The organism is Amphritea japonica ATCC BAA-1530 (assembly GCF_016592435.1).
Classification (GTDB): domain Bacteria; phylum Pseudomonadota; class Gammaproteobacteria; order Pseudomonadales; family Balneatricaceae; genus Amphritea; species Amphritea japonica.
In genome coordinates this window covers 1,291,429-1,316,212 of the sequence record NZ_AP014545.1, presented here as the reverse complement: position 1 = coordinate 1,316,212, position 24,784 = coordinate 1,291,429, and the positions used below count along the sequence as shown (strand labels likewise).

The 24,784-nt window shown below is 46.3% G+C and carries 23 protein-coding genes; 7 read left to right on the top strand and 16 right to left on the bottom strand.

What is annotated here, in order from left to right:
• Positions 1-6: 6 nt before the first annotated feature.
• The 8 genes from AMJAP_RS06045 to AMJAP_RS06010 form a co-directional block, all read right to left on the bottom strand.
• Entirely contained in the window at positions 7-1,266 is a 1,260-nt protein-coding gene (locus tag AMJAP_RS06045) for an ABC transporter permease (protein ID WP_019621347.1), read from the bottom strand.
• Positions 1,266-1,955 carry an ABC transporter ATP-binding protein gene (locus AMJAP_RS06040; RefSeq protein ID WP_019621346.1) on the bottom strand — a complete coding sequence of 230 codons (690 nt, stop codon included), beginning with the start codon at positions 1,953-1,955 and terminating at the stop codon, positions 1,266-1,268. The genes AMJAP_RS06045 and AMJAP_RS06040 overlap by 1 nt, the downstream gene beginning before the upstream one ends.
• A 32-nt stretch (positions 1,956-1,987) precedes the next feature.
• A complete protein-coding gene (locus AMJAP_RS06035) occupies positions 1,988-2,608 on the bottom strand; it encodes a ZrgA family zinc uptake protein (protein ID WP_019621345.1) in 621 nt (206 codons plus the stop codon).
• Positions 2,609-2,873: 265 nt separating this feature from the next.
• Positions 2,874-3,104, bottom strand: coding sequence for a hypothetical protein (locus AMJAP_RS06030; protein WP_019621344.1), 231 nt, complete (start codon positions 3,102-3,104; stop codon positions 2,874-2,876).
• A 20-nt stretch (positions 3,105-3,124) separates the two neighbouring features.
• A complete protein-coding gene (gene ppk2, locus AMJAP_RS06025; protein ID WP_019621343.1) occupies positions 3,125-4,021 on the bottom strand; it encodes a polyphosphate kinase 2 in 897 nt (298 codons plus the stop codon).
• A 186-nt stretch (positions 4,022-4,207) separates the two neighbouring features.
• Positions 4,208-7,666 (bottom strand): acyl-[ACP]--phospholipid O-acyltransferase, encoded by a 3,459-nt coding sequence (locus AMJAP_RS06020; RefSeq protein WP_019621342.1) that lies wholly within the window; start codon positions 7,664-7,666, stop codon positions 4,208-4,210.
• A 235-nt stretch (positions 7,667-7,901) separates the two neighbouring features.
• Positions 7,902-8,996, bottom strand: coding sequence for a tRNA (uridine(54)-C5)-methyltransferase TrmA (gene trmA, locus AMJAP_RS06015; RefSeq protein WP_019621341.1), 1,095 nt, complete (start codon positions 8,994-8,996; stop codon positions 7,902-7,904).
• A gap of 80 nt (positions 8,997-9,076) precedes the next feature.
• Positions 9,077-10,327, bottom strand: coding sequence for an HDOD domain-containing protein (locus tag AMJAP_RS06010; protein ID WP_019621340.1), 1,251 nt, complete (start codon positions 10,325-10,327; stop codon positions 9,077-9,079).
• A gap of 314 nt (positions 10,328-10,641) precedes the next feature.
• On the opposite strand from AMJAP_RS06010, the gene metG reads away from it, so the two are divergent.
• The 3 genes from metG (at position 10,642) to AMJAP_RS05995 (ending at position 14,336) form a co-directional block, all read left to right on the top strand.
• Positions 10,642-12,687: a methionine--tRNA ligase gene (gene metG / locus AMJAP_RS06005; protein WP_019621339.1), complete on the top strand. Its 2,046-nt coding sequence runs from the start codon at positions 10,642-10,644 to the stop codon at positions 12,685-12,687.
• A gap of 196 nt (positions 12,688-12,883) precedes the next feature.
• On the top strand, positions 12,884-13,348 hold the full coding sequence (locus tag AMJAP_RS06000) for a CYTH domain-containing protein (protein ID WP_019621338.1): 465 nt from the start codon (positions 12,884-12,886) through the stop codon (positions 13,346-13,348).
• Between the two features lie 4 nt (positions 13,349-13,352).
• Positions 13,353-14,336 carry a serine/threonine protein kinase gene (locus AMJAP_RS05995; RefSeq protein WP_019621337.1) on the top strand — a complete coding sequence of 328 codons (984 nt, stop codon included), beginning with the start codon at positions 13,353-13,355 and terminating at the stop codon, positions 14,334-14,336.
• Positions 14,337-14,485: 149 nt separating this feature from the next.
• Here the strand turns inward: AMJAP_RS05995 and AMJAP_RS05990 are convergent, their stop codons facing one another.
• Positions 14,486-15,040, bottom strand: coding sequence for a DUF1285 domain-containing protein (locus tag AMJAP_RS05990; RefSeq protein WP_019621336.1), 555 nt, complete (start codon positions 15,038-15,040; stop codon positions 14,486-14,488).
• A gap of 204 nt (positions 15,041-15,244) precedes the next feature.
• Here AMJAP_RS05990 and AMJAP_RS05985 point away from each other — a divergent pair, with 204 nt between their 5' ends.
• Entirely contained in the window at positions 15,245-16,204 is a 960-nt protein-coding gene (locus tag AMJAP_RS05985; RefSeq protein ID WP_019621335.1) for a hypothetical protein, read from the top strand.
• Positions 16,205-16,240: 36 nt separating this feature from the next.
• Here the strand turns inward: AMJAP_RS05985 and AMJAP_RS05980 are convergent, their stop codons facing one another.
• The 3 genes from AMJAP_RS05980 to AMJAP_RS05970 all read right to left on the bottom strand — a co-directional run bounded on the left by AMJAP_RS05980 (position 16,241) and on the right by AMJAP_RS05970 (position 18,887).
• A complete protein-coding gene (locus tag AMJAP_RS05980; RefSeq protein ID WP_019621334.1) occupies positions 16,241-16,996 on the bottom strand; it encodes a retropepsin-like aspartic protease in 756 nt (251 codons plus the stop codon).
• A 167-nt stretch (positions 16,997-17,163) separates the two neighbouring features.
• Positions 17,164-17,529, bottom strand: a complete 366-nt coding sequence (locus tag AMJAP_RS05975) for a translation initiation factor Sui1 (RefSeq protein WP_019621332.1) — start codon at positions 17,527-17,529, stop codon at positions 17,164-17,166.
• Positions 17,530-17,564: 35 nt separating this feature from the next.
• Complete coding sequence (locus tag AMJAP_RS05970) at positions 17,565-18,887, bottom strand: deoxyguanosinetriphosphate triphosphohydrolase (RefSeq protein ID WP_019621331.1); 1,323 nt, start codon at positions 18,885-18,887, stop codon at positions 17,565-17,567.
• Between the two features lie 601 nt (positions 18,888-19,488).
• Between AMJAP_RS05970 and AMJAP_RS05965 the strand changes: the two genes are divergently transcribed.
• Genes AMJAP_RS05965 through AMJAP_RS05955 form a run of 3 tightly spaced genes read left to right on the top strand, consistent with a single transcriptional unit; the run spans position 19,489 to position 21,097 of the window.
• Positions 19,489-19,968: a hypothetical protein gene (locus AMJAP_RS05965; protein ID WP_019621330.1), complete on the top strand. Its 480-nt coding sequence runs from the start codon at positions 19,489-19,491 to the stop codon at positions 19,966-19,968.
• Complete coding sequence (locus AMJAP_RS05960; RefSeq protein ID WP_019621329.1) at positions 19,968-20,570, top strand: SCO family protein; 603 nt, start codon at positions 19,968-19,970, stop codon at positions 20,568-20,570. Before AMJAP_RS05965 ends, AMJAP_RS05960 begins: the two co-directional genes overlap by 1 nt.
• Positions 20,571-20,620: 50 nt before the next feature.
• Positions 20,621-21,097, top strand: a complete 477-nt coding sequence (locus AMJAP_RS05955; RefSeq protein WP_019621328.1) for a copper chaperone PCu(A)C — start codon at positions 20,621-20,623, stop codon at positions 21,095-21,097.
• 52 nt (positions 21,098-21,149) lie between these two features.
• Here the strand turns inward: AMJAP_RS05955 and AMJAP_RS05950 are convergent, their stop codons facing one another.
• From AMJAP_RS05950 to AMJAP_RS05935, 4 genes are all read right to left on the bottom strand, one after another.
• Complete coding sequence (locus AMJAP_RS05950) at positions 21,150-21,686, bottom strand: elongation factor P hydroxylase (RefSeq protein ID WP_019621327.1); 537 nt, start codon at positions 21,684-21,686, stop codon at positions 21,150-21,152.
• A 14-nt stretch (positions 21,687-21,700) separates the two neighbouring features.
• Positions 21,701-22,363 carry a hypothetical protein gene (locus AMJAP_RS05945; protein WP_019621326.1) on the bottom strand — a complete coding sequence of 221 codons (663 nt, stop codon included), beginning with the start codon at positions 22,361-22,363 and terminating at the stop codon, positions 21,701-21,703.
• A 154-nt stretch (positions 22,364-22,517) separates the two neighbouring features.
• Complete coding sequence (soxB, locus tag AMJAP_RS05940) at positions 22,518-24,284, bottom strand: thiosulfohydrolase SoxB (protein ID WP_019621325.1); 1,767 nt, start codon at positions 24,282-24,284, stop codon at positions 22,518-22,520.
• A gap of 67 nt (positions 24,285-24,351) precedes the next feature.
• Entirely contained in the window at positions 24,352-24,774 is a 423-nt protein-coding gene (locus AMJAP_RS05935; protein ID WP_019621324.1) for a SoxAX-binding protein, read from the bottom strand.
• Positions 24,775-24,784 lie beyond the last annotated feature (10 nt).

Sequence of the window (24,784 nt, the reverse complement as noted above, 5' to 3'; positions counted from 1 at the left end):
AGAAGATTACAAACGTACCGTCATCCCATCTGAGACAGTATATCGGTAAGCTCTGTATCCCGGTATCAAGCCACAAAGCACGCCCGATATAAAGACAATAACTAATAATTTAAGTTCATAAGGCCCTGGCATACCTATCTCAAGAAACAGCCCAAACTGACTTTCAAGTAAGGGTAAAGAGACGAACATTCCTCCATAAAGCAGGAGCATTCCCGTCAAAATACCGCATAAAGTCAAACCACCGGTCTCAATAATAAGCAACAGACAGACTTGCCAGGGGCGCACTCCCACCGACCTTAATATCGCCATCTCACGTCGACGCTCATTCAAGCTGGTTAAGAGCACAGTCAACATACCAAATAATCCGGTGGCAACCACAAAGGCTGAGATAATAAGAAGAATGTTTTCCACTACACCGATCATGCTCCACAGCTCTTGAAGCGCAACACCAGGCAAAATAGCTTGTAACGCCTCCTGACGGTATTGATTGATTCCTCGTTGTAGATGGAAAGTCGCCATCTTTGACTTGAGACCAACCAAAACGGCGGTAATCTCTTTAGGTTCCAGTTTGCGTTCTGAAAGGGTCTGCTTACCACCAGAACCCGGAATATATGCACCGAATTGCCAATCAATATGGATCGCCTCTATCGCTGCAAGACTCACATGCAGAGTACGATCTAAAGGCGTTCCTGTCGGCTCCAGTATCCCTACCACGGTGAATGGCTGATCCTCATGCTTAGTGAAGCTCGTGTTGCCTGTACCGTGGCTGATCACCACTTTCTGGCCCAGTTGGTATTTCAGTTTCTTCGCAACTTCCGCGCCCAACACTACATCATGCAATGCTTCAAACTGTTTCCCATCACTAAATGCTAAGGCATGATTACGACCGTAATGATAATGCTTAAAATAGTCCGTGGTGGTTCCAAGCACCCGGTAACCACGGTGAGAGTCACCCAGTGAGATGGGAATGGTCCAGTCGACAGAGGATTGAGCGGCTATATCCTGATAGCTTTTCCAGGTGATATTGTTTGTTGCATTGCCGATGCGAAACACTGAATAGAGTAATAGCTGAACCGAACCGGAGCGCGCTCCGACAATCAGGTCTGTCCCGGTTATCGTACTGCTAAAACTATTTTTAGCCTGGGTTCGAATCGTTTCGACCCCTAATAAAAGCGCCACACTCACGGCAATGGAGCACATGGTCATAATCGCGGTTAAACGCCTGTTATACAGACTACGCAGTGCCAACATTAAGACTGTGCTCATCAGGCCGCCCCCACCGCATTAATGTTGGATAACGCGATGATACGGTCGAAGTGATACTCCAGTGAATGATCATGACTAACAAAAATCAAAGCGCTCTCAGAGCGATCACATTCACTGATCAAGAGACTAAGAAAAACGTTTCGGGCATCACTATCCAATGCCGATGTTGGTTCATCAGCAATCACTAGTTCAGGGCTGCCAATCAACGCTCTGGCAGCCGCCACCCGTTGTTGCTGACCAATACTCAGCTGAGTGACCTCATTAGTCAGTATGTTTTTATCGACTAAACCTAACTGTTCTAGTAATTGTCTGGCAGCCTCATCTAAGGAGCCATAACGTTCAATAGCTTTGAGTTTACGCACCTTAGAGAAACGGCATGGCAAGATGACATTTTCTATGACTGAAAAATAAGGCAACAGATTAAACTGTTGGAAAATCAGGCCTATATGATCTGATCTGAACCGATCACGCCAGGCAGCACCATATTGATTAATCTCCTTCCCCAACAGAGAGACTCTCCCCTCCTGGGGAACCTGAATACCACCAATCAAGTTGAGTAGTGAACTTTTACCGCTACCAGAGGGGCCTTTCAAAAAAACCCGTTCCCCCTGATTCACTGTAAATGACTGTATATCAAGAACAGGCCTGTCACTTTGCCAGCTAAACCTGACGTTATCTAATTCAATCATGAATGATGGCACTACTTCCTAGTAATATAGGACTAAAAATTAACCCAGTGATTATCAACATCGAGTTTCTGGTAGCTCTGACCAGCCGGACTGATGGCTTGTACTTCAAGTTGTTTCATAAGCGGGTATTGCTGAAACAGTTCCAAAGAGAATCCTGATAACGCTTCTGGCTTCTGACACTTGAATTGATAAGAGAGTTCAAAATCAGTGTGCCCTTCATGCTCAGCATCGTGATGCCCTTCCTCATCATGATCATCATGGTGGCTTTCTTCATCGTGATGCCCTTCCTCGTCATGATCATCGTGATGATGCTCACCTTCTTCCTCATAAGCCTGAGCAAGTAGCGCAGAGTCCACATCAGCTCCACTTAACTGACAATCGGCTTCGTCAGCCAAACGGATAAAACCTTCAGGTGCGTTCAATTGAGCTACCGCAGCTGCCAGCGCTTGCTTCTGCTGACCGGTCTCTGGCTGATGTTCAAAACCAAGAATATTGGCAGCTGGGGTCTTAATCTCAATCTCTAAAACCTGCCCTGCCAAAACAACATTCATGCTTGCTTTGCCATGCTCATGGCTTTCCAACTGACGCTCAATTCCTTCTGCCCCAGCTACAGACGCAGCTAAAGCACACACAACCCCAACCAAAAGTTTCATCGATATTCCTCGCAGCAGCAACCAAAAAACCAAATGTTACAATATAACATATCAATAATACAACCGATTCTACTTTTGGTCAGCAGGCAGTAAAGAAATTGCTCAAAACAACTAACGCTTTATATAGACAAGAACAATAGAAAGAGATCAATACAGTATTCTAACAACAAAAAACCGCCCGAGGGCGGTTACATAAATAGATTAGCAGAAAGATACAAATAGCTCCCCACGGCAATAAAAAGGAAAACTATTCACACCTTATCTATCAATCCCTATCAAAAAACTCAGCAAAGTGTCGAAGCTCATGAGCTAATTTATCAGCCTTATTCGCCGCTTTTTCCATCTCGTCAAATACCGCAGCACTAATCGCAGACTCAATTAACAATGAAAGCTCATCGAGATGACTTTCACCGACCTGCTCAACCATTTCTGCTGGTAGCTTAGCTTTAAAGGTATTAACCACGTTCAACGCATGTATATTTTGTTTAACTGTCATCGTTTTTCCTCAGAAAAATATCAGGAATTAACTATTAATTTTTGACTGATACCCTGATCACCGGCGGCACCCAAAATCAATGGGTCCGGTGTCAGCTCCAGATCCGGGTTTTTATTCGGATATGGCACCTGATTTAACAAGAATCGCATAGCATTAAGACGTGCCCGCTTCTTATCATTGGATTTAATCACTGTCCAGGGCGCATCAGCCGTATCCGTATAGAAGAACATTGACTCTTTAGCTTCAGTGTAAGCATCCCACTTATCCAGAGAAGCCAGATCGATCGGTGACAGTTTCCACTGCTTCAATGGATCTACACGACGCGCCTGAAAACGACGGAACTGTTCATCACGACTCACAGAGAACCAGAATTTAAACAGACGAATTCCGCTGCGAGCTAACATCCGCTCAAGATCTGGCGTCTGACGCATAAACTCAAGGTATTCCGAAGGGGAGCAAAAACCCATGACCTTTTCAACACCGGCACGGTTATACCAGGAGCGGTCAAACAACACGATCTCACCTGCCGTCGGCAGATGATTAATATAACGCTGAAAATACCACTGGCCTTTTTCCTGCTCAGACGGTTTTTCGAGGGCAACAACTCTGGCGCCCCGTGGGTTAAGATGCTCCATCATCCGCTTGATCGTGCCACCTTTACCGGCAGCATCACGACCTTCGCAGAGAATTACAATTTTCTCGCCAGATTCCCTAACCCAGTTTTGCATCTTAAGGAGTTCAATCTGAAGCAGCTTTTTAGTGGTTTCATACTCTTTACGAGAAATTTTATCGTCATAAGGGTAATCGCTGTTTTCAAAACTTTGATCCATACCCTGATCGAGCAATGCTGAAGGTGTTTTCGTTGTATTTTCTGACACTTCAGATGGTGTTTGTGAATCGACTTGCTTCAGGGTCATAGGCCACTCCTGTTGGTAACATCATTTAAGATTAAGTAATTTCTTAAGTAGAATTATGCGCCTGAGAGCGCCAAAAAACCTGATTTATATCAAGAAAACATAAATAAAGCCGTAACTTATTTGCACAATTATCAAGTCGAACTAAACTCGAGAACATTTTCTGAAAAAAACGTAAATTATTACCTTTTACGCTTTTCCCGCTAAGCGCTCTGCAACCAGGCGGGCTTCAGGGTAATTTGTTTTTCCACTACCCAGCAACGGGATACTATCAACCCGAAATACTTCTGCTGGCAACATCAACGGAGCGACTCCCTGAGCCGTCAGATAACGACGAAAGCTCTCAGGATCGATGTCTGCATCAACGAGTAAGACAACCTTTTCACCCTTTTTTGCATCCGGCAGATTAATGGCTACCAATGCTGCCTCTTCGCTTTGGAGGTGTTTCTGTATCTCCTGTTCCACAGCGCCCAGACTTACCATCTCACCACCAAGCTTGGCAAAACGGGAATACCGGTCAACGATAGTCAAAAAGCCATCTTCATCCAGATGCCCCTTATCGCCACTCTTATACCATCGCAGGCCATCAATCCTGACAATCACCTCAGCAGTTTTCTCAGCATTATTCAGGTAGCCCTGCATGATCTGTGTCCCACCAATCAGAATCAGCCCATCCTCACCTGTAGGCAGCTCTTCCAGGCTATCAGGATCCACAATCCGAAACGTTGAGCCTGGAAGTGACAAGCCCACCGTTCCTTTTCGGGTTCCTTCCTGCAGAAACCAACCATCTACCGATAGATAATCAGGTAAATTAACACTGGCTACAGGTGTCGTTTCAGTTGAGCCATACCCCTCAACAACGGGAACTCTGAAACGGCTCTCGAACGCACTTTGAATGACAGGATCTAATCGCTCAGCTCCGGCTACCGCTATGCGCAGCGATTCAAACATCAGTGGATGAAGCTTCTTGTTTCGGGCATAAAGGCGAAGAAACGTAGAGGTTGCACAGATCATCGTAGCCCGGTATTTAGCGACACCCTTACCGATATTCAGTGCATCGGTAGGATCCGGATGACATACCACGGGTATACCTTCAATCAACGGCATAAAGCAGGTGACTGTCAGGCCAAACGCATGAAACAGCGGCAAGGTCGCCATCACACAGTCGTCATCACGCACATTAAGCACATCCGCAATCTGTCTCAGGTTAGCCTGAATATTACGATGACTCAGCATGACTCCTTTTGGAGCCCCCTCACTCCCTGAAGAGAACAGTATTGCCGCTGTATCTTCAAGCTTACTGCCGCTTCCTAACCACCACTGGAGAACAAAGCCAGGTAGCAGACTGACCAGGAGCATTACCGAAAGCCCTTCAGCTTTACTAACAGCGGCTTTCACATCTTCCATGTAGATTACTTGCCGACCTTCAAATAACGGCTCAGGATCTATCCCTCGAGCTTTCAGCTTAGAGACGAATTTATGTGCAGTAAGAATTGTCTCAACCTCCGCCTGCTCCAACGCAGCCAGCTGTGATGACTCGCTGGCAGTAAAATTCAGATTAACCAGCGTCCGGCCGGCAACCAATCCCGCTAAGTTTGCAATTGCACCGGCGGTCGAGGTTGGCAACAATAAGCCCAACCGCTGACCAGGTGTTTGTTTCAATCGACGACTAAAGAGCACAACAGCGGTTAACAGACGTCGATAACTCAATGGCTCCCCTTGTACATCGGCAATCGCCATATCCGACATCGCACTTTTTGCTGTATGAATAAAACTCTGCGGCAGAGTCTGGAGCGAGGAGGTATAGCGCTCCCAGGTATGAATCGAGAGTTCAGCAACCTTCTTTTTTACGTCATTGGCGCAGCTGTTTATTGGCATCTGTTGACCGTAAGCGACAATCACATCCCGTTTAAGCCCCCCACTGCGAATAGTTTTCATCTTATCAGTCGAACGTGAGAAGCGACTTCCCCACAATCCTCGTAAATAGAAAGGCACGATGACCCCATCCGCCTCTTCACAGGCTCTCTCAAAACCTTTTTTAAACTCACCGATCTGCCCGGTATGACTAATCGCGCCCTCCGGAAACAGGCAAACCACATGACCCGCACTGATTAACTCACCTACTTGCTGTAATGCCTGACGGCTTTTGCCAGAAGATATAGGTATTACCCGGTACATCGACATAAACCATTTAAGATACCAGCGTTCATAGATTGAACGTTCCATTACAAAGTGAATATGACGCGGGCACGCCATCTGAATCATCGCCCAGTCGAGCCAGCTGATATGGTTTCCCAGTAATAAAACACCTTGCCCGCTGCGTGGCAGGTTCTCGAAACCCAATACCTGCAAGTTATATTTACGCTTCATCAGCGCAGCCACCAACACCCGTACCAGCGCCTGTGGCAATGTGCGTATCGCGAATACTGCACCAATCACACCCAGACCAGCCAACATCCAGAGCAGCCAGAGTCCGTCTATACCAATCCACGCAGCCACCACAGTTACTACCAGAAAACTGAGCATCGCAACATTCTGGATAAAGTTACTGCCCGCCAGTACTTTACCGGTTTGATTACTTCCTGCATTAAATTGAATCATGGCTTGTAAAGGCACATTCAACAGAGCACCACTCAAACCAATCAGAAAAAACACACCGCCCTGATAAAAAACCGATGAGACCTGGGGTAACAGTATTAAACCCACCGCCACACCCACCGCGCCTAAAGGGATCAACCCTATATTGATATAGTGAGATGACCAACGGCCGGCCAGAACCGAGCCGACCATGATTCCAACACCCGCTAATGCCATCGTTCCCTGAATAACAAAAGTGTTATGAACACCGTGATGGGCTTCTGCCACCGCAGGAAAGACAGCAAGCATCACCTGACTGACTGACCAAAACAAAGACACGCCAACAATCGATAACCAGATCGTGCGATTTTGATAGATAGATGACAAATTCCAGACCAGCGTTCTTCCGCTTCGATAGGCTTTCCAGTCGTAAACAGCAGCCCTATCCGTTTCACGAGTTTTGGGTAACCGATACGCCAAAACTAACTCTATTAAAGAACCCGCAATCAATAACCATCCCAGCGGTGCAATCTTCTGTAAACTTTGCTCAGGACTCAGTTGAAATACACCTTCTACACGCATTTCAAACAACAAAGAAAACACAGCTATTCCCGAAAGAATGGCTACCATCGTCACTGCCTGCACCCAGCCATTACCTTCGGTAATGTTGCTTTCCCCCACTAGTTCGCGGATAAAGCCATATTTAGCCGGTGAATAAAATGCGCTTTGCAGAGCCAGCACAAATGTCAGCGCAAAAGCTGCGATAAACCAACCCTGAAAATAACAGAGTGTTATCAACCCAGTGGCCGCCACCGCAGCCCAGGCCGAAAGCTTCATCACCTGGTTTTTCGGATATTTATCTGCCAGAAAGCCAGCGGGAGTGAATAGCATAATAAAAGGCAGCAAAATCAAGCCATTCACTACCGCAGTCAGAAGAATCTGCAGATCTCCGTCATACGCTTTAAATAGAGTGTTTTGAATAATGATCTTATGGCCAAGATCCACAAAGGCATTAATAAAGGCGATGGAAATAAAGGCCAGAAAACCACTGATACGAAGAAGTGCTGACATCCTTACTCTCCCTGAAAGGTCAAAATAGCGACTGAGTTTAGCGGCTGCATAACGATCATCCCTGGAAAAATGATACTGAGCATAATACTGCCTCCTATTGAAATAATGAAAGCAGTATTAACTTCTCCCAGCTAGTTCTAAACTCAAATAGCTGGAGCATCGTATATCGATACTTAAGAGCACAAAAACCAGTACCTATCTGATTTCCACTCAGCTTTTAACACATTCGTGCAAACTATTTACGTGTCAGATAGACACCACATTCCAGGTGATGGGTATAAGGAAACTGATCAAAGATCGCAAAACGCTGTAGCGTATGGGTCTGTGTCAGTGATTTAAGGTTCTCCTGAAGCGTTTCAGGATTACAGGAGACATAAACAATGTTGTCATATTCTGCAACCTGCTTGACGGTTTCATCATCCAAACCACTACGTGGGGGGTCCACCAGTACGGTGCTGAAATTATAGCTACTAAGATCAACTTCACTCTGTTTCAGGCGGCGAAACTCTCTGACACCTTGTAGCGCTTGAGAGAACTCTTCGCTGGACATCCGCAGAATTTTTACATTATTCACCTGATTGGCTTCAATATTATACTGAGCCGCATTGACTGACACTTTTGCTATTTCGGTGGCGATCACACGATCAAAGTTTTGCGCCAGCGCCATCGTGAAATTTCCGTTTCCACAATACAGCTCTACCAGATCACCACCGGCATCTTGTGTAACATTTTGAGCCCATTCAAGCATCTGCACACAAACACCGCCATTGGGTTGTGTAAAACTATTTTCTACCTGTTTATAGACCAGTTCACGGCCGGCAACCTGCATCTTTTCAATGGCAAAGTCCTGATCTAATACAATCTTTGTTTTACGACTGCGACCAATAAAATGAATCCCAAAATGCTCCTTCAGCTTTTTCGCTTCTTCGGTCCAGGCTTCATCAAGAGGCTTATGATAGAGCAGGCTAATAATCAGCTCACCGCTGAGCGTACTCAGGAAGTCGACCTGAAACAGGCGGCGGCGCAGCAATTCATTGGGGCGCAGATAATCCAGCAACTTAAACATCACCTGCTGAATCGGTTCAGAAACCATAGGACAGGTTTCCAGACGACTATGCTGGTGTTTATCACCTGGCTTAAACATCACGTAGTAAAGATCATCACCCTCATGCCAAACACGAAATTCAGCGCGCAAGCGATAGGCAGTCTTTTCCGATTCAAACAACTCCATCGGAGGAAGTGTAAACTCAGCAAACTGCTGTTCGATAGTAGCTTTTTTTTCACTCAGCTGAACATCATATTGGGATGGATCAACAACAGGCAGCGCCATTTAAACCTCGGATCATATGAAAGGAAACAGGGCGCGCATTCTAGCAGCCAACACCTCCGACTCCAATAGCACAACTGTGCTTAGAAGCCTTTAGCCACGCCAGAGTATAGCTGTAAGGCATAATCTTCAGACATCTGCTGCCAGCGACCTAGTTTGTTCTGTAATCCCAAACGATTAATATACGCATGACTTATTGAACTACAGATACGGCACTCGTTTACATTTACCACATCGGGCAATATAGAATCAGCCAAATGAACTGCGGTCAACGGGGTAAACTTCTCACCTGCGGTGGCATTAGGGTTGGAGTGATATAGCACCGCTTCAACCACTTCAGGCGGCAAATTCCAAAGACCAAGCATATAAGCGCCTACTTCCATATGAGTAACGCCTAACCTGAGCTTTTCAATTGCATATAAAGGGTGTTCCAGCTGGGCTGATTCCTGCATAACCTGGGTATAATGTTCTGCTTCACGGCTGGCGATTACCAGCATACCAATGTCTTGTAATAAAGCGGCCAGGAATGCTTTATCCGCGATCTCTGAACTTACGCGCTGATCGCGACATATCGCCCGGGCAAAGCGCCCGACTACGAGGCAGCGGTCAAAGAGGTGCTCAAAGGAAAACCCCACCCACTTTTCATCCTGAGGAAAGTGATCAAACAAGCGAGATACCAGAAAAAGATCCCGAATCTGTCTGATCCCCAGAATAACAACCGCATCTTTTATTTTGTAGACACGGCTACTCAGCGCAAAAAACGCAGAGTTAACCAGCTGCAAAATTTTTGCACTCATTGCCGGGTCTTTCTCAATAATCGAGGCTATTTCAGTAGCTCCGGTGATATCAGATGCCAGCGCTTCATTAAGTTCTGTATACACATGAGGAAGCGAAGGCAAACGTTGTATTGCGCCAACATAATCCCTGACAGCAGGCTTGTTCATTGAGTGCAGCAGTTTTAAGCTCTGACCAACCTCTTGAAAAAGCTCTTTGATTCCCGAGGAAAACTGCAAAGATCGATGGCAGAACTCCGATGCCTTAGCAATTTGATAAGACTGTAACCCATCATTCAGCATAATCCGGATCACTCCGGGGTATTTAGAAACAACTTCACGCAGACAACGGAACCGCATAGCAAAGTAATCAGGGCTCAGGTGTACAACAATAACGTTGAACTCATGCTCCTCCATCATCGACATGACTTGCTCAGGCCGCTTTGCTTGTTTAATCATTAACTTAGGCTTTATTTCGGCCGGTATATTCTCTAAATCAGCCAGAGGCTCACCGAGCCAAAGAACGGAAATCCGGTCTTCTTTAAGAATATATTCAAACATTCACATCTCCAATCACGCCTAAAGTCGTTCCATCAAGCCCAAAATATATACTTCTTATCCGCTACTCAGCTGATACCTGACCGGGTAGCGTTCATGCTAAAAATCATGCTGCAATCTGTGTTCAGCTACTTTATTTAAGTATATAAGCTAAATTCAATTGCTTTCCAATGACCTCTACTCAGTATAGGTAGGTTATTAAACAGTGCTTCTTTTCTTTGCTATTGATAAAAAAGATCCTCTGGGCGTAATGTATTTCCATGCATTTAAGAGTAAAATTGCGCGCTTATATCTGCAACCTAGACCTGCTACGAATCATGACTGATAAACAACGCAAGATTCTTGTTACCAGCGCTCTGCCTTATGCCAACGGCCCTATCCATCTGGGCCATCTGGTTGAATATATCCAGACGGATATATGGGTACGTTTCCAGAACCAGCGCGGCAATCACTGTACCTATGTCTGTGCCGACGATGCACATGGCACCCCGATCATGCTTAAAGCAGATCAGATGGGTACTTCTCCGCAAGCTCTGATTGAACAGGTAAGTCAGGAGCATCAGCGTGACTTCTCAGGTTTTATGGTAGGTTTTGATAACTACTACTCAACCCATTCTGAAGAAAACAAACACTTTGCATCACTGATCTATACTCGCCTGCGCGACGGCGGTCACATCGCTAAGAAAACCATCACTCAGGCATACGATCCGGAAAAAGAGATGTTTCTCCCCGATCGGTTCGTTAAAGGTGACTGCCCTAAGTGTGGAGCTCAGGACCAGTACGGCGATTCCTGCGAAGCTTGTGGCGCAACCTATAGTCCGGTTGAGCTGAAAAACGCATACTCTGCAGTATCCGGTGCTAAACCGATTGAAAAAGAATCTGAACACTATTTCTTTAAGCTAGGTGATTTTGAATCATTCCTGCGGCAGTGGGTCGATAAGCATGTTCAGGAGCAGATGGTTCATAAGCTGAATGAATGGTTTGAATCAGGCCTGCAAAACTGGGATATCTCCCGTGATGCACCCTATTGGGGCTTTGAAATCCCCGACGCACCGGGTAAATACTTCTACGTGTGGCTGGATGCACCGATCGGCTATATCGCCAGTTTCAAAAACTGGTGCGATAAAAACAGTGTCGATTTCGACGAGTATTGGAACGAATCTTCCGATACCGAGCTGTATCACTTTATCGGTAAAGACATTGCTTATTTTCATACACTGTTCTGGCCCGCAATGCTGGAAGGTGCCGGTTTCCGTAAACCAAACGGTGTTTTCTGCCATGGATTTCTCACCGTCAATGGCCAGAAGATGTCCAAGTCCCGTGGTACATTTATCATGGCGGAGACCTATCTGAAGCATCTGCGTCCGGAATACCTACGCTACTATTTCGCCGCAAAACTCGGTTCTGGTATCGATGATATCGATCTGAGCATGGATGATTTCCGCATGCGCGTTAATGCTGACCTCGTAAACAAGGTGGTGAACATCGCCTCCCGTTGCGCAGGTTTCATTAAGAAGAAATTTGATGGAAAACTAAGTGGGCAACTGGTTGAACAGGCACTATATAACGAAGCCGTAGCACTCGCTGAACCTATCGCTGCCGCCTATGAAGCGCGTGAATACGGAAAAGCGATGCGTGAAATCATGCATCTTGCCGATAAGGCAAATCAGTATATCGATACAGCAGAGCCCTGGGTTCTGGCTAAGCAGGAAGGCAAGGAACAGGAAGTACAAGACTGTTGTACCATGGGCATTAACCTATTCCGGGTTATTATCTCCTACCTGGCACCGGTTCTACCGCAGGTCGCTGAAGAGACCGCAACATTCCTGAATATCGACGGTTTCGCCTGGGATGCTATTCAGCAACCATTGCTCGATCATCAGATCAATAAGTTCAAGCCTCTGATGCAGCGCGTTGACGAAGACAAGGTCAATGCGATGATTGAAGACAGTAAGGCCACGCTGGCAGCGATTGCCGCAACCAGCCCTGCTGCCCCTGTCGCCCAAAAAACAGAGTTAGAGAAAAATCCGGTAGCCGAAGAGATATCCTTTGATGACTTCGCTAAAGTTGATCTGCGTGTTGCTCTCATCGTAAAAGCTGAGCATGTCAAAGGAGCTGATAAGCTACTTCAATTAACCCTGGATCTGGGTGGCGATACCTGCAACGTGTTTGCTGGTATTAAGTCTGCTTACAATCCTGAAGATCTCGAGGGGAAGTTGACCGTGATGGTGGCAAACTTAGCACCACGTAAAATGAAATTCGGCATGTCCGAAGGCATGGTTCTGGCAGCAGGCCCTGGTGGCAAGGATTTGTGGATCCTGGAACCCCATGCAGGGGCACAACCCGGCATGCGGATCATGTAAGAGCACCCTTGGTGTCGGATTACTGCGTTGCAGATTAATTTCTGATTGCTCATGTACAACAGTACACTACGCTTCAAAAATCAATCGGCGCCTTGTACTCCAACAACAATGACTACTCTTAAGGTCATCTTTAATGGTTTGTCTTAGTTATCTTGAAAGGCACTTTGTGAGTGCCTTTTTTTATTAGGGAATATAGATGGCACAGGAAATCGAACGAAAGTTTCTGGTAGACCTGGAAAAACTCCAGCTACCGGAACAAGGGCTTACCATCTGCCAGGGTTATATTCCCACGGCAGACAAAACCGCCGTAAGAGTTCGCATCATGGGCAACAAAGCATTTCTCACGCTGAAAGGAGAAAACCGTGGCGCGGTTCGTACAGAGTTCGAATACGAGATTCCCACTGATGATGCCCGGCAAATGCTTGCAGAGCTCTGTAAAGGTCCGGTAGTCGACAAAATTCGCTACCTTATTACTCATAAAGCACACCTCTGGGAACTGGATATATTTTCTGGCGACAATCAGGGTCTGGTAGTTGCTGAAGTAGAGCTAGATAACGAAGACGAACAACTGGATTTGCCCATGTGGATTACCGATGAGGTCACACATGACCCGCGCTACTTCAACTCTAATCTGCTTAGCCACCCTTTTAAAAACTGGTAACCCGATGAGCATTGCCCACCCGTTCGAAAACCTCACTCCCAGCTTTATTCAGGATGCGATTGAAAGCCTGGGGTACCTTTGTGACGGACGGGTATTCGGTCTGAATAGTTACGAAAACCGCGTGTATCAAGTCGGTATTGAGGAGAGCGAACCGCTGATCGCCAAGTTTTATAGGCCGGCTCGCTGGAGCAAAGAACAAATTATTGAAGAACATGAATTTTGCTTCGAACTCTTAGAGCAAGAGTTACCAGTTGTCGCACCGTTGATACTGGAAGGCGAAAGCCTGTTTACGTTTGGCGAATTTATGTTTGCCCTGTTTCCCCGCAAGGGAGGGCACGCGCCAGAGCTGGATAATATGGATAACCTGTTTACGCTGGGGCGTATGTTAGGCCGCATTCATCAGATAGGTGCCAGCCAACCGTTCACTCATCGCCCTGCCATCAGCATTACCAGCTACGGTCATGAAAGCGCCAAGCTGATCAGCGAGCAATTTATTCCCGCTGAATTGAAAACGTCTTACGATACACTCACGGCCGACCTGCTCAAGCTAATGGAACAGCATTGGCAAGCTTGCGAACCGATCAACCAGATAAGAGTCCACGGAGACTGCCACATAGGGAACATGCTCTGGCGGGATGATGCACCACATTTCGTGGATTTTGACGATGCCCGTATGGCGCCTGCAATCCAGGATATCTGGATGTTACTCTCCGGAGAAAGAGACAGCCAACAGGCCCAGTTACTTGAGATCATCGAAGGCTACAGTGAATTCTGCGACTTTAATCCAGCCCAGCTCCGGTTAACAGAAACCCTTCGCACACTACGCATCATGAACTATGCAGCCTGGGTTGCACGCCGCTGGGAAGACCCAGCTTTTCCCCATAACTTCCCCTGGTTTAACACCGTTCGCTACTGGAGCGAACACATTCTAGAGTTGCGAGAACAGCTATTTGCCCTGCAAGAAGCGCCGTTGCAGCTATATAATTAAAAACAAAAAAGTTGCTAGAACGTGGCTTCGCCACTCGCTAGACGTCACTGCGTGACTTGCCAGATGCTAGAAAAACAAAGGCTGATAAGTATTATTTTCATACTAACAAGCGACAAAGCCGCATCTAGCAGTTGCGACATTCTAGAAATCTAACCGATTTTGAACCACTCCCCACAGCTTTCAACCCCAAACTCGCCATTCCGCTCTTCTACTAATTCTGCCAATTGATAAAAAACATTACGACTCAGACGACCTTCCATACCGTAGCGCACCATCAGGTAGGGTGAAGGTTCACCGCTATCTTGATCGGTTTCGATTCGCAAAGGCTGCTCTGCAGAAGCGGTAATGACATCTTCAGTTGAGGAGGTAAACACCAACTCCTGTCCGTTATTCCCTTGGCGCACATCTAACGCAATAAAAGAGAAAGGAACATCCTCAACCTGTATCCCCACTTTTTCAACCGGAGTCACTAAAAAATAGCTATCATCTTCGCGCCATAAAATAGAGGAGAACAGTGTTACCATCGCCGGCCGTTTGATCTCCCCTCCCTCATGAATCCAGCGGCCATCGCGGGTTATCTGAATATCAAGATCACCACTAAAATCAGGCTTCCAAAGATGAACAGGTGGAATCATCCGCTCTTTTACCTGATCATTTCCCAGCTGCTGTTGGATCGATTTGAGATCCGGTTTCTTATCGCTCACAGAGATTCCTTAACTATCTTGTACATTCGTATCTCTATTGTATTTCAGCTGACATTAAATCGGCTCATATTAACTACAAAAAATTTCAGCATATAACTTAAACACATGAAAGGCATTCATTGTTAGAATAGTTTGCTATTAAAGAGCAACATTAGTCGCCATACATCAGACGCGATACAGACCATATAGATTACGGATACCAAGATGAGTGATTCAAAGCTAAAACAGAAATTCGCCGACCCGAAGCGCGGCGTCTATTTTATTGGTACTACGCCACCGAAATCTTCTGTTTCTATGGAGCAGCTATCTGACATTGGTAACAAACTATTAGAACGTTTAGAGCAGATCGATTATGACGGAGTTATCGTCTACGACATTCAGGATGAAAGCAGTCGCATCGACAAGCCTCGCCCTTTTCCTTTCATGAACACCCATGACCCCCGTGATTATTCCGCTATTCTGCGTGAAAAGTCCGGACGCCCTGTCATTACCTATAAAAGCGTTTCCCAGCGTAACCGGGAAGACTTTAATGACTGGCTGGACAAAGCCTGGAGCCCCCACGGTGTTCGCGATCTGGTGTTAGTTGGCAGCCCCTCTTCTGAGGGTGATATTAAGCTTACGTTGCCACAAGCCTATGAAACCATGCGGGAACATAGCCTAAACTTTAATATGGGTGGCGTTACTATTGCAGAACGTCATGCCGATAAAGGAAATGAGCATCTGCGCCTGCTGGAAAAGAGTGCTCAGGGGTGTGAATTTTTTGTTTCTCAGGCGGTCTATAACCCACAGGCAACCATCGATCTGCTCAGCTCATATGCCCGAGAATGTAAAGAACGAGGGGTTGACCCTAAACGGATAATCCTCACCTTTACGCCTTGCGGCAGCGCGAAAACACTTGAATTTATGGAGTGGCTTGGTATATCAGTGCCCCAGGCAACCCGTCACCGTATCCTTGATGCGCATAACCCACTAGGAGAATCAATTCGAATCTGCCGTAATAACCTGGATCAGATCCTGGAAGCTTGTGGCGGTCTGGGCATTCCATTGGGATTAAACATCGAGAGTCTGACCAATCGTAAGGAGGAGATAGACGCTGCTATCCGTCTCTATAAATTGCTTAAAGCAACACTGGATCTTAACCTGGCAGAGCAGGAAATTAGTTAAGCAGAGTCGTCAGAATAAAGCCCGCGATTGCGGGCTTTATTCATCCATAGCCGTGATGTTAGCAGCTTCAGCCTGAAGTTCTTCCAACTTCTCTGCTGCCAGTTGCATCTGCTTATATTCGCCAGGGCTCCAGATAATTTTACGCTGGCCGTAATCTATTTCGTAACGAACCCTGCCCAGAACATCCATGCCCAATAAGCCATCAAAGCCGCCACTACCACTGTTTTCAATAACCGCGGTGGATTGATTGTCAAAATCATAGGGGCCCACACTCAGTCGATCAAACACGACTCTCTCGGTTTTAATTAATCCGCCACCAGCTACCTGAGCATAGCTACTATCCCGGCTAACGGTATTCAGTGAAGCGACAGCCCCCTGATGTAACACCGTTATTGAAGCGCCGGTGTCCAATAACAGATTAAGCGTGCGCTTACGACCTCGCCAATTGATATCAACCGGGACTATTGCCTGTCTTCCCCTCAGGATAATCGTGGTTTCCATCTTCGACAGTGTGGTTTCCAGCTTCCGCAGCTCTCGCTTTAATTTTTGCCGTTTGTCCTCCAAGTCACGCTTCAGTTTTCGATCTTGCTGTTCTTGTTCCGTCAACTGCTCGACTGCAATGACTCTGGTGTGGTCCCGATCACGGTATCGCGGTGGGATTTTATGCTGGCTATCAACGTATATTTTTCGGCCCTTATCATCAACATAGGAAAATATCTCAGCACTGACATTAAATACTGAAAACGACAAAGCGCTACAGATCACATAGACAAGCATCACGCTTTTATTCATCACTTAACTCCCTGATAAAGAAATTGGCATCCTGCCAAATAAGGTTTTAATTCCAGAAATGATAGAGCCCGTTCATTAAGAAAACAGCGACTATTGCAAAAAACAGTAACATAAAGCGCATAACCCAGCAGAATGTGCAGACCTTTTTAGGCTTTTTCTCTGTCATTTCAGCCTCCTGCTAACTTAACAGTAAAACCCTGTTTTTCTAACAACTGTTTAAGCTTATCCCGATGATCACCCTGAATCTCGATAACACCATCCTTCAAAGAACCTCCTGTGCCGCACTGTTGCTTAAGTTTCTTTGCTAAAGCCTTTAACTCTTTCTCTGCCAACGGGACTCCGGTAACAGTGGATACCCCTTTACCTTTACGACCTGAGGTTTCGCGGCGTATCCGTACAATTCCATCCAAGCCTTCTATTCGACTCTGATCGGACAACTGGTTACAAATACAACTATCCACTGCCTCTTTACAGCCAGGGCACAATGCTCCTTTCTCAGTGGAAAAAACCAGATTACTTAACTGATCACGCATCGACACGAATAAATACCTTCTTGTTTAGTCTTAACTTAATTAGCGGACATATCCTTTATCTGACGAGCCAGATAAGCCGCGTAATTGTCGGTCATTCCACCGATAAAATCGAGCACTCGCATATAGGATAGATATAGACGCCACTCAGGCTCGGGGCTATGTATACCCATCAGATTGATGAGTTTTTTACTTCGATAGCTTAATTGTTCGCTCCCCAGGCTATGCAATTCAAAGGCCGCCTGACAAAAAGCTTCTAAAAGGGTTCCAAGGGTGGTGTAAGCCCCTTCCTCAAGTTCAGCTTTACGATTATCAGGATACACCCGTTCTCGGGCCAGCTGCTTCGCATTCTGTAACCCTGCGCATACACCTGGATCACCATCTGCCAAAAGCTCTCCAGAGTACTGGCCATTCATGATTTCAGTCAGGTTAGCCATAAAGGCAGCAACGACAGATTCCACCATATTTTCCATGGCCATACCCCGCAGCGCCGACACCTTACGCCGAGCGGATGCCTGGGTTGCGAAGATCTCATCTTCATAATTAAGATCACCGCACATCTGTAATAAAATCGGTTTGATGTCATCAAATCCAAGAATATCCAGTTCAATTGCATCTTCAAGGTCGACAATCGCGTAGCAGATATCATCTGCAGCTTCGACCAGGAAAGCCAGAGGGTGTCGAGACCAGTAATCATCACCTAATTGAATCAGGCCCAACTCACGACCCAGTGCATTCAATATCTCACGCTCGGTATTAAAACAACTGAACTTACCCTTTTTTCCTGCTCGATTAACCGTCCAGGGGTATTTGAGAAGAGTCCCTAGTGTCGGATAGGTTAATCGCAAACCTCCATCAAACAGATGATTCTCAATTCGGGTAACCACTCTGAATCCTTGAGCATTACCTTCAAATGTCTGTAAATCCAATAGTTCATCGGCGCTGAGGCCTTCAAGGTAATGAGCTGGAGCTTGGTATTTGAACCAGTCACGGATCGCATATTCCCCGGTATGACCGAAAGGCGGATTACCAATATCATGGGCCAGGCATGCGGATTGAACGATGGTGCCCAAATCGTGGGGACTGATCCACTCAGGTAACTGATCCTGTAACAGCTCCCCAACCCGAATACCCAGGCTTCGCCCCAGGCTTCCCACTTCAATGCTGTGCGTCAGCCGGGTGTGGATATGATCGTTCAATGCTAACGGATGAACCTGGGTTTTCCGCCCGAGACGACGAAATGCGCTGGAAAAAATAATCCGATCATGATCTTTATGGAAATGACTACGACCAACCTCTTCCGGCGTCAAATCTTCATGGCCATAGCGTTTAGTTGTAAGAAGCTTATCCCACTGCATCATTGAGTTCCGGCCTGCTCTTTTTCCTCTCAGTCTGAGGGATCAGGTCAGGCAAATCAATCATTTAAATCCTAACAAAAGACGCTTCTGATAGATGTAAGCGAGTTACTTATCCCTGCCTAATGCTCACCTTCTTTATTCAACATAACCAAAGAGATATCGTTATTCGTAAAAATAAAACAGCTTTCACAATTACGGCATTGATAAACTTGTGCTGAAGGCCTGTCCAACAAAGGCTTTAAACTCTGATGTGGCTCAGTAATGAGTTTTGATTCAATCAAAAACTTACAGTCTCGACAATGTGGATGCATATACCCCCCCATGAGCTAATGCTCAATCCACTGTCAGTATAGAAGCTATCTTTTTATAATTCACAAAATTAATACGAAAACAAATACAGAATTATTTCAAATTTATAAAAAAATACTTTATTTACAATAGATTAAAAACAAACAAACGTTTTTATTTAAAACAAACACTTACATTTAGTCAGGTTTAGTTTATTAATCAAACATTTCACTACTCCACTGTTAATGCGACAATTTGTCACATTCAGATCCCGGTCATAATCGGTGACAATTCAACACCAAGGAAACACCAGTAAATGACACAAGCTGAAACTAAAAAAAAGAGCACTACACAGTACCTTTATCTACTATTGCTGGGAGGGTTTATTCTGGCTATATGGCTGGGGACATCTCTGTTTGCTCTTCCAAAAACAGATCAACCTGGAGTCACCAGTAATTGCGATTTACGACAACAAAGCTGTACGGTCAGCCATGGCGAAGTAACAATTACTCTGGATATCCAGCCCCGCGATATCCGGTCACTGACACCATTGAGTTATCTGGTCAATATCGAAGGCACTAATGCTAGCCAGGTAATGATTGATCTACAGGGTAGCGAGATGTTTATGGGCATTAACCAGACAGCACTGTCACCGGTTGCAGAGAAACCCGGTATGTTCACTGGCCAGGGAGAACTGGCAGTTTGCACAACCGGAGAAATGGGCTGGCGATTAACAGTTTCAGCTGAAACCGCTGCTGGACGATTAGATACCCGATTTAATTTCAGAGCAAAATAATGACAAGTAACCTAACAACACTACGCAATCTTTTGCTGCTGACGCTGGCACTTCTCGGAGGCGTTGTCACCGCCTATATACTCGCACCACGCTCTAACCCCTCAGACCAATCGATGTTACAAACATTAGGCGGGGACTTTACCCTGCAAGGGGTTAATGGCGATGTATCATTGCATGACTTCAAAGGTAAGGTGGTAATGATCTATATCGGATATACCCAATGCCCGGATGTTTGCCCTACTTCCCTGGCGGTTATGTCACAAGCGATGAAGAACATGGATGCTAAACAGCTCAAGAACATCCAACCACTTTTCATCAGTGTCGATCCTGAGCGAGATACACCCGAAAGGCTAGCCGAATATAGCGGCTTCTTTCACCCCTTGATTCTGGGTATTACCGGCAGTCGGGAAAACATCGATTCTGTCGTCAGGCAATATGGTGCATTTTATCGCATGGTTGATATGGAAGGTTCTGCCATGGGCTATGCCGTCGATCACTCATCCCGAACTTACTTAATCAACAAACAAGGCGAGCTTAGCAAAACGATGGCTCATGGAACCATGCCTGATCAACTGATTGCCGAGCTGAAAAACCTGCTTTAAAGCGACTTTTAACTTAGTAAGAACTCAATTGTAAATAGATAAGGACTGTTATGAAAAAGCTAATCACACTGGTCGCCGCGCTTACGCTGTCGGCTTCCGCCTTTGCCGAAGTCTCTATTGATCAGCCATACGCACGTGCTGTTCCTCCAGGCCAGCCAAACAGTGCCGCTTTTATGACACTTAATAATACCGCAGACACCGAAGTGTCACTGGTATCAGCTTCCAGTTCTGTCTCAAATGTTGCTGAGTTACATACTCACACCAATGAAAATGGCGTAATGAAAATGCGTCAAATCCCGCAAATCACTTTAAAAGCGAACGAGCAAGTTGAGCTAAAGCCCGGTGGTTTGCACATCATGCTAATAGGTCTTAAACAGAATCTGGTAAAGGGCGAAACGGTAGATCTGACACTAAACTTCAGTGATGGCAGTTCAAAATCATTGGACATCAGCATTAAAGATGTCATGTCAGGCATGGGCCACATGAAGATGCACCATGGCATGCCTAAGAAAATGCAAGATCAATAAACCATACGCATAATATGGCGACAAGAAAAAACCGGCAATAGCCGGTTTTTTCTTACCTCCCCTTTAAGGAAAATCGCTCTGGGGCAAGGGGCTCTGTTCCATAATATTGTTGGAATGCATTAATCAGGCTCGCAGGCCGCTCAGGTATACCCTCAAGAAGGTAATCTTGCACCTGGCGGAAGACCTTATTTTTGAATAGTTCACTCGCACCAATATCACTACCCAGGTTATCGGCACTGAAGTGAAACTTATGGCCCGCAGCTTCCGATAACATCCACTCCAGCGCTTGAGGCTTCACCTCAACCATTTCAAACTCTGCCTGTTCTTCGGCAGTACGCCCATCGGGTTTGTACCAGTACCCAAAGTCCACTAATAGGCGACGCCGCTCTCCGGCGACACACCAATGACTAATTTCATGCAGTGCACTGGCAAAAAAACCGTGAGCAAAAATAACACGGTGTTGCGGATTTTCTGAATCAGCGGGAAGATAGATCGGCTCATCATCTCCGCGCACCAGTATCGTATTCAATGTTTTGCTGAATAACTCATCAAAGAGCTTAGTCAGGCTGTCAGTAGTTGGTTCTGTCATCGTCGGTCTTAAAACTATTGCTGATATTTTACCCAGGCCTTGCGATTCAACCACCAGGTCTCACCGCTATTCTGATCCACACGCGCTGCCACATACCCTTTCACATCGCCCTTAGCAGGTAACAACTGCACTTCATAGGAAGAAATAGACGGCGTTAACTCTTCGGCTAACGGTTCCCAGCTATTTGTTGCTGAAATCCAGCTCTCGCCGGAAAAACGATTATAGCGGATCAAAACCCATTGCCCTTTGGCAGTGTAACAGGTGGCCAATTTGAACGGATCACCCCCGCCCAGCTCAGGTGCAAGCTGTTGCAACTCAACCAATTGCTGATCAAGTCGTCGTATCAACTCTGAAGTATCTGCCGCAGGCGTTTTGCTTGCCTCCGGGAGGGGTTGTTTTACCGCTTGCGCGAGCACCTGAAACTGAGTCAGGAGTAACTGTAGCCGCTCAGCAACAGCACTATTCTGTACCTTCAATTCAAGAAACTGCTCCTGCAATAGCGTGATACGTCCGTTCAGCTGCTCAAACTGAGCCACTTGATCAAAATCAGACCCAGCCATAGTTACTGGCGCTGGAGCCTGAGGCTGGCCAACACTCTGATCAGGCTGAACACCCGCTGCATTACAACCTACTAACGCGAATCCACTCAGAAGAGCCAATATAGTGATTCGGTTCACAATTATATCCCTTATACCCATCGCTTAAACTCGTGCGCACATTCTAGCGGATGCCTCCTTCGAGTAGAACCGCTTTCCCTTCTACGGCTATCAAAGAACAAAAAAAGGGGCATTAAGCCCCTGTGGAAAATTTCAAAAGATCAACCTATCAAAATCAACTGTAATCTAGAATCCCCGGGTTACCCGCCACATTTTTTAGCTTCGGCGTGTTCAGCTTATCGATACTGGCAACCTTTCTATCACGCAAGTGTGTTGCTACAACATCCCATATATCAGCACCCTCCGAGCGGGCCCCTACGGTTGCCCAACCGGAGACCTTATAGCTTTTGGACGCGTCAATCTTTTCACCGTTATCCAGTGTCATCTCACTGATTCGCTTACCAATCGGCTGAGTTGGGTCACAAACATAATCAAAGCCGCCGACCCGTACCATGTCCCCCCCGGACTGTAGATACGGGTCAGGGTTAAACAGATTATCCGCTACGTCTTCAAGAATTAGCTTCAGCTCTTCCCCTTTCATCTCGCGGACATAGGTTTCCGGATACGTCAGACAAGTTTGATCCAATACATGCTCCATTGTCACCATCTGCCCTTTAAGTACCGTTGTACCCCAGCGGAAGCCCGGTGATAGCGATATATGCGCATCATTCACATTGCGTAAGGCATCACAGATTACCTGATCGAATGTGCCGTTAAAGTTTCCTCTGCGGAACATCAACTCATCCGCAACCGCAAGCTCTTCACTTAACCAGGGCATATGCGGCGCGCGAATATCATCAATTAATTGGGTCATCTGTGGATCGGCTGGAATAAGGTCAGAAAATACCGGCAACAAGCGATAGCGGAAATCCTGTACCTTACCATTCCGAATATCCAGATCCATTACCCCGACAAACTTGCCATTTGAACCCACGTTACAAACAAGAGTCTTACCACCATTATTCTGGACAATCGTTGGCGCAGGTATGCCGTCATGTGTATGACCACCAAGAATCACATCGACACCACTAACCCTGCGGGCCATTTCCAGGTCAACATCCATACCGTTGTGAGAGATGACGATAACCGCATCAACCGATTCCGCCCCCCGAATCTCATCAACCAACTCCTGTAAGGAGTCATCGTAAATATCAAAGGTCCAGTCTGGGATAAAACGGGCGGGATTGGCAATTTTAGTTCGAGGAAAACACTGACCGATAACCGCTACACGTGCACCACCCATTTCACGAATAGTATAGGGCTTAAATACCCGTCCCGAATCTTCATCATGGATATACTCATCTGCTCCTTCAAACAGCGCATCTTCGGTAATAAAAACATTCTGAGCCAGAAACTCCCCCTTAAAGGCTTTAATGTTTTTTAGCACTTCTTCCTGATGATAGGTAAATTCCCAGTGACCGGTCATAATATCCACACCCAAATCATTGGACGCTTCAACCATATCCATCCCCCTGGTTTTAAACGCAGTTCCCGAGCCCTGCCAGGTATCTCCTCCGTCCAACAACAGGGTGTTTTCACTGCCATAACTCTGTCGTAAGCGGTTTACCAGCGTCTTGATATGAGCAAAGCCACCGACCTTGCCATATTTTAGCGCTGCACTGTCGTAATTGAGACAAGTAAACGCATGCGCTTCCAGTGAGTTTGCCTGGATTCCAAAATGATTCAGCAACTTATCACCGACCAGATGGGGAGCATTTCCCCGCGCACCACCAACACCCAGATTAACATTGGGCTCACGAAAATAGATCGGCTTTAACTGCGCATGACAATCAGTAATATGCAGCAATCTTACATTACCAAAACTTGGAACTTCGTAGAGCTCTGCTGACTGCTTCTTAGCAGCAAAACCTTGCAGTGGAAGCATTCCGGCTGCACCAGCCAGCCCCATTAATTGGGCAAACTCACGGCGTGACATTGACATAGCGAATACCTGAATCGATACGGATTAAAATCTGCGGCCAAACGGCCGCAGTGATTAGGAGTCCCTGTTACTGAGGGACGGAGGCCTGCCAGTTTGACTGGGAGTAATGATACTGTTTAATACCCATTCGGGCATGGTACTTAGCCTGTGCAGCCAGGTCCAAAGCCTTGCGGTATTCTCCTGCCGCTAAAGCAGTTTCCGCATCCTTGATAATCCCTCGAGTGAGTTTCCACTCAAAACCAAGCTCAGCGACTTCTTTATTTTTCGCTTTTGCTTTATCAATCATCATCTGAGCATTCTCAGCCGTCGCTGCAACATCCGCTTCAGCTTCCTCCTCATGAATGGCGGCATACTGGTTACCGTTCCACTCAAATACCGCTCCAGGACCATACATAGCCCGCGCTTTCAGGTATGCATTTTCAAAGCTTTCCGCCGCAACAAAAGTTGGAGTCAGCGCCAGTGCAGCGACAAAAATCAGTGCTTTTTTCATGATTCTTTCT

Coding starts and splice junctions, on each gene's coding strand:
- trmA (WP_019621341.1), bottom strand. CDS start 8,996: ATGGCGCTGCCTGTTGTTGATCCATCCCAATATGATGTTCAGCTGAGT.
- AMJAP_RS05950 (WP_019621327.1), bottom strand. CDS start 21,686: ATGACAGAACCAACTACTGACAGCCTGACTAAGCTCTTTGATGAGTTA.
- metG (WP_019621339.1), top strand. CDS start 10,642: ATGACTGATAAACAACGCAAGATTCTTGTTACCAGCGCTCTGCCTTAT.
- AMJAP_RS05935 (WP_019621324.1), bottom strand. CDS start 24,774: ATGAAAAAAGCACTGATTTTTGTCGCTGCACTGGCGCTGACTCCAACT.
- AMJAP_RS06045 (WP_019621347.1), bottom strand. CDS start 1,266: ATGAGCACAGTCTTAATGTTGGCACTGCGTAGTCTGTATAACAGGCGT.
- soxB (WP_019621325.1), bottom strand. CDS start 24,284: ATGTCAATGTCACGCCGTGAGTTTGCCCAATTAATGGGGCTGGCTGGT.
- ppk2 (WP_019621343.1), bottom strand. CDS start 4,021: ATGACCCTGAAGCAAGTCGATTCACAAACACCATCTGAAGTGTCAGAA.
- AMJAP_RS05965 (WP_019621330.1), top strand. CDS start 19,489: ATGACACAAGCTGAAACTAAAAAAAAGAGCACTACACAGTACCTTTAT.
- AMJAP_RS05955 (WP_019621328.1), top strand. CDS start 20,621: ATGAAAAAGCTAATCACACTGGTCGCCGCGCTTACGCTGTCGGCTTCC.
- AMJAP_RS05980 (WP_019621334.1), bottom strand. CDS start 16,996: ATGAATAAAAGCGTGATGCTTGTCTATGTGATCTGTAGCGCTTTGTCG.
- AMJAP_RS05995 (WP_019621337.1), top strand. CDS start 13,353: ATGAGCATTGCCCACCCGTTCGAAAACCTCACTCCCAGCTTTATTCAG.
- AMJAP_RS06030 (WP_019621344.1), bottom strand. CDS start 3,104: ATGACAGTTAAACAAAATATACATGCGTTGAACGTGGTTAATACCTTT.
- AMJAP_RS05975 (WP_019621332.1), bottom strand. CDS start 17,529: ATGCGTGATCAGTTAAGTAATCTGGTTTTTTCCACTGAGAAAGGAGCA.
- AMJAP_RS06040 (WP_019621346.1), bottom strand. CDS start 1,955: ATGATTGAATTAGATAACGTCAGGTTTAGCTGGCAAAGTGACAGGCCT.
- AMJAP_RS05985 (WP_019621335.1), top strand. CDS start 15,245: ATGAGTGATTCAAAGCTAAAACAGAAATTCGCCGACCCGAAGCGCGGC.
- AMJAP_RS06035 (WP_019621345.1), bottom strand. CDS start 2,608: ATGAAACTTTTGGTTGGGGTTGTGTGTGCTTTAGCTGCGTCTGTAGCT.
- AMJAP_RS05960 (WP_019621329.1), top strand. CDS start 19,968: ATGACAAGTAACCTAACAACACTACGCAATCTTTTGCTGCTGACGCTG.
- AMJAP_RS06020 (WP_019621342.1), bottom strand. CDS start 7,666: ATGTCAGCACTTCTTCGTATCAGTGGTTTTCTGGCCTTTATTTCCATC.
- AMJAP_RS06000 (WP_019621338.1), top strand. CDS start 12,884: ATGGCACAGGAAATCGAACGAAAGTTTCTGGTAGACCTGGAAAAACTC.
- AMJAP_RS06010 (WP_019621340.1), bottom strand. CDS start 10,327: ATGTTTGAATATATTCTTAAAGAAGACCGGATTTCCGTTCTTTGGCTC.
- AMJAP_RS05970 (WP_019621331.1), bottom strand. CDS start 18,887: ATGATGCAGTGGGATAAGCTTCTTACAACTAAACGCTATGGCCATGAA.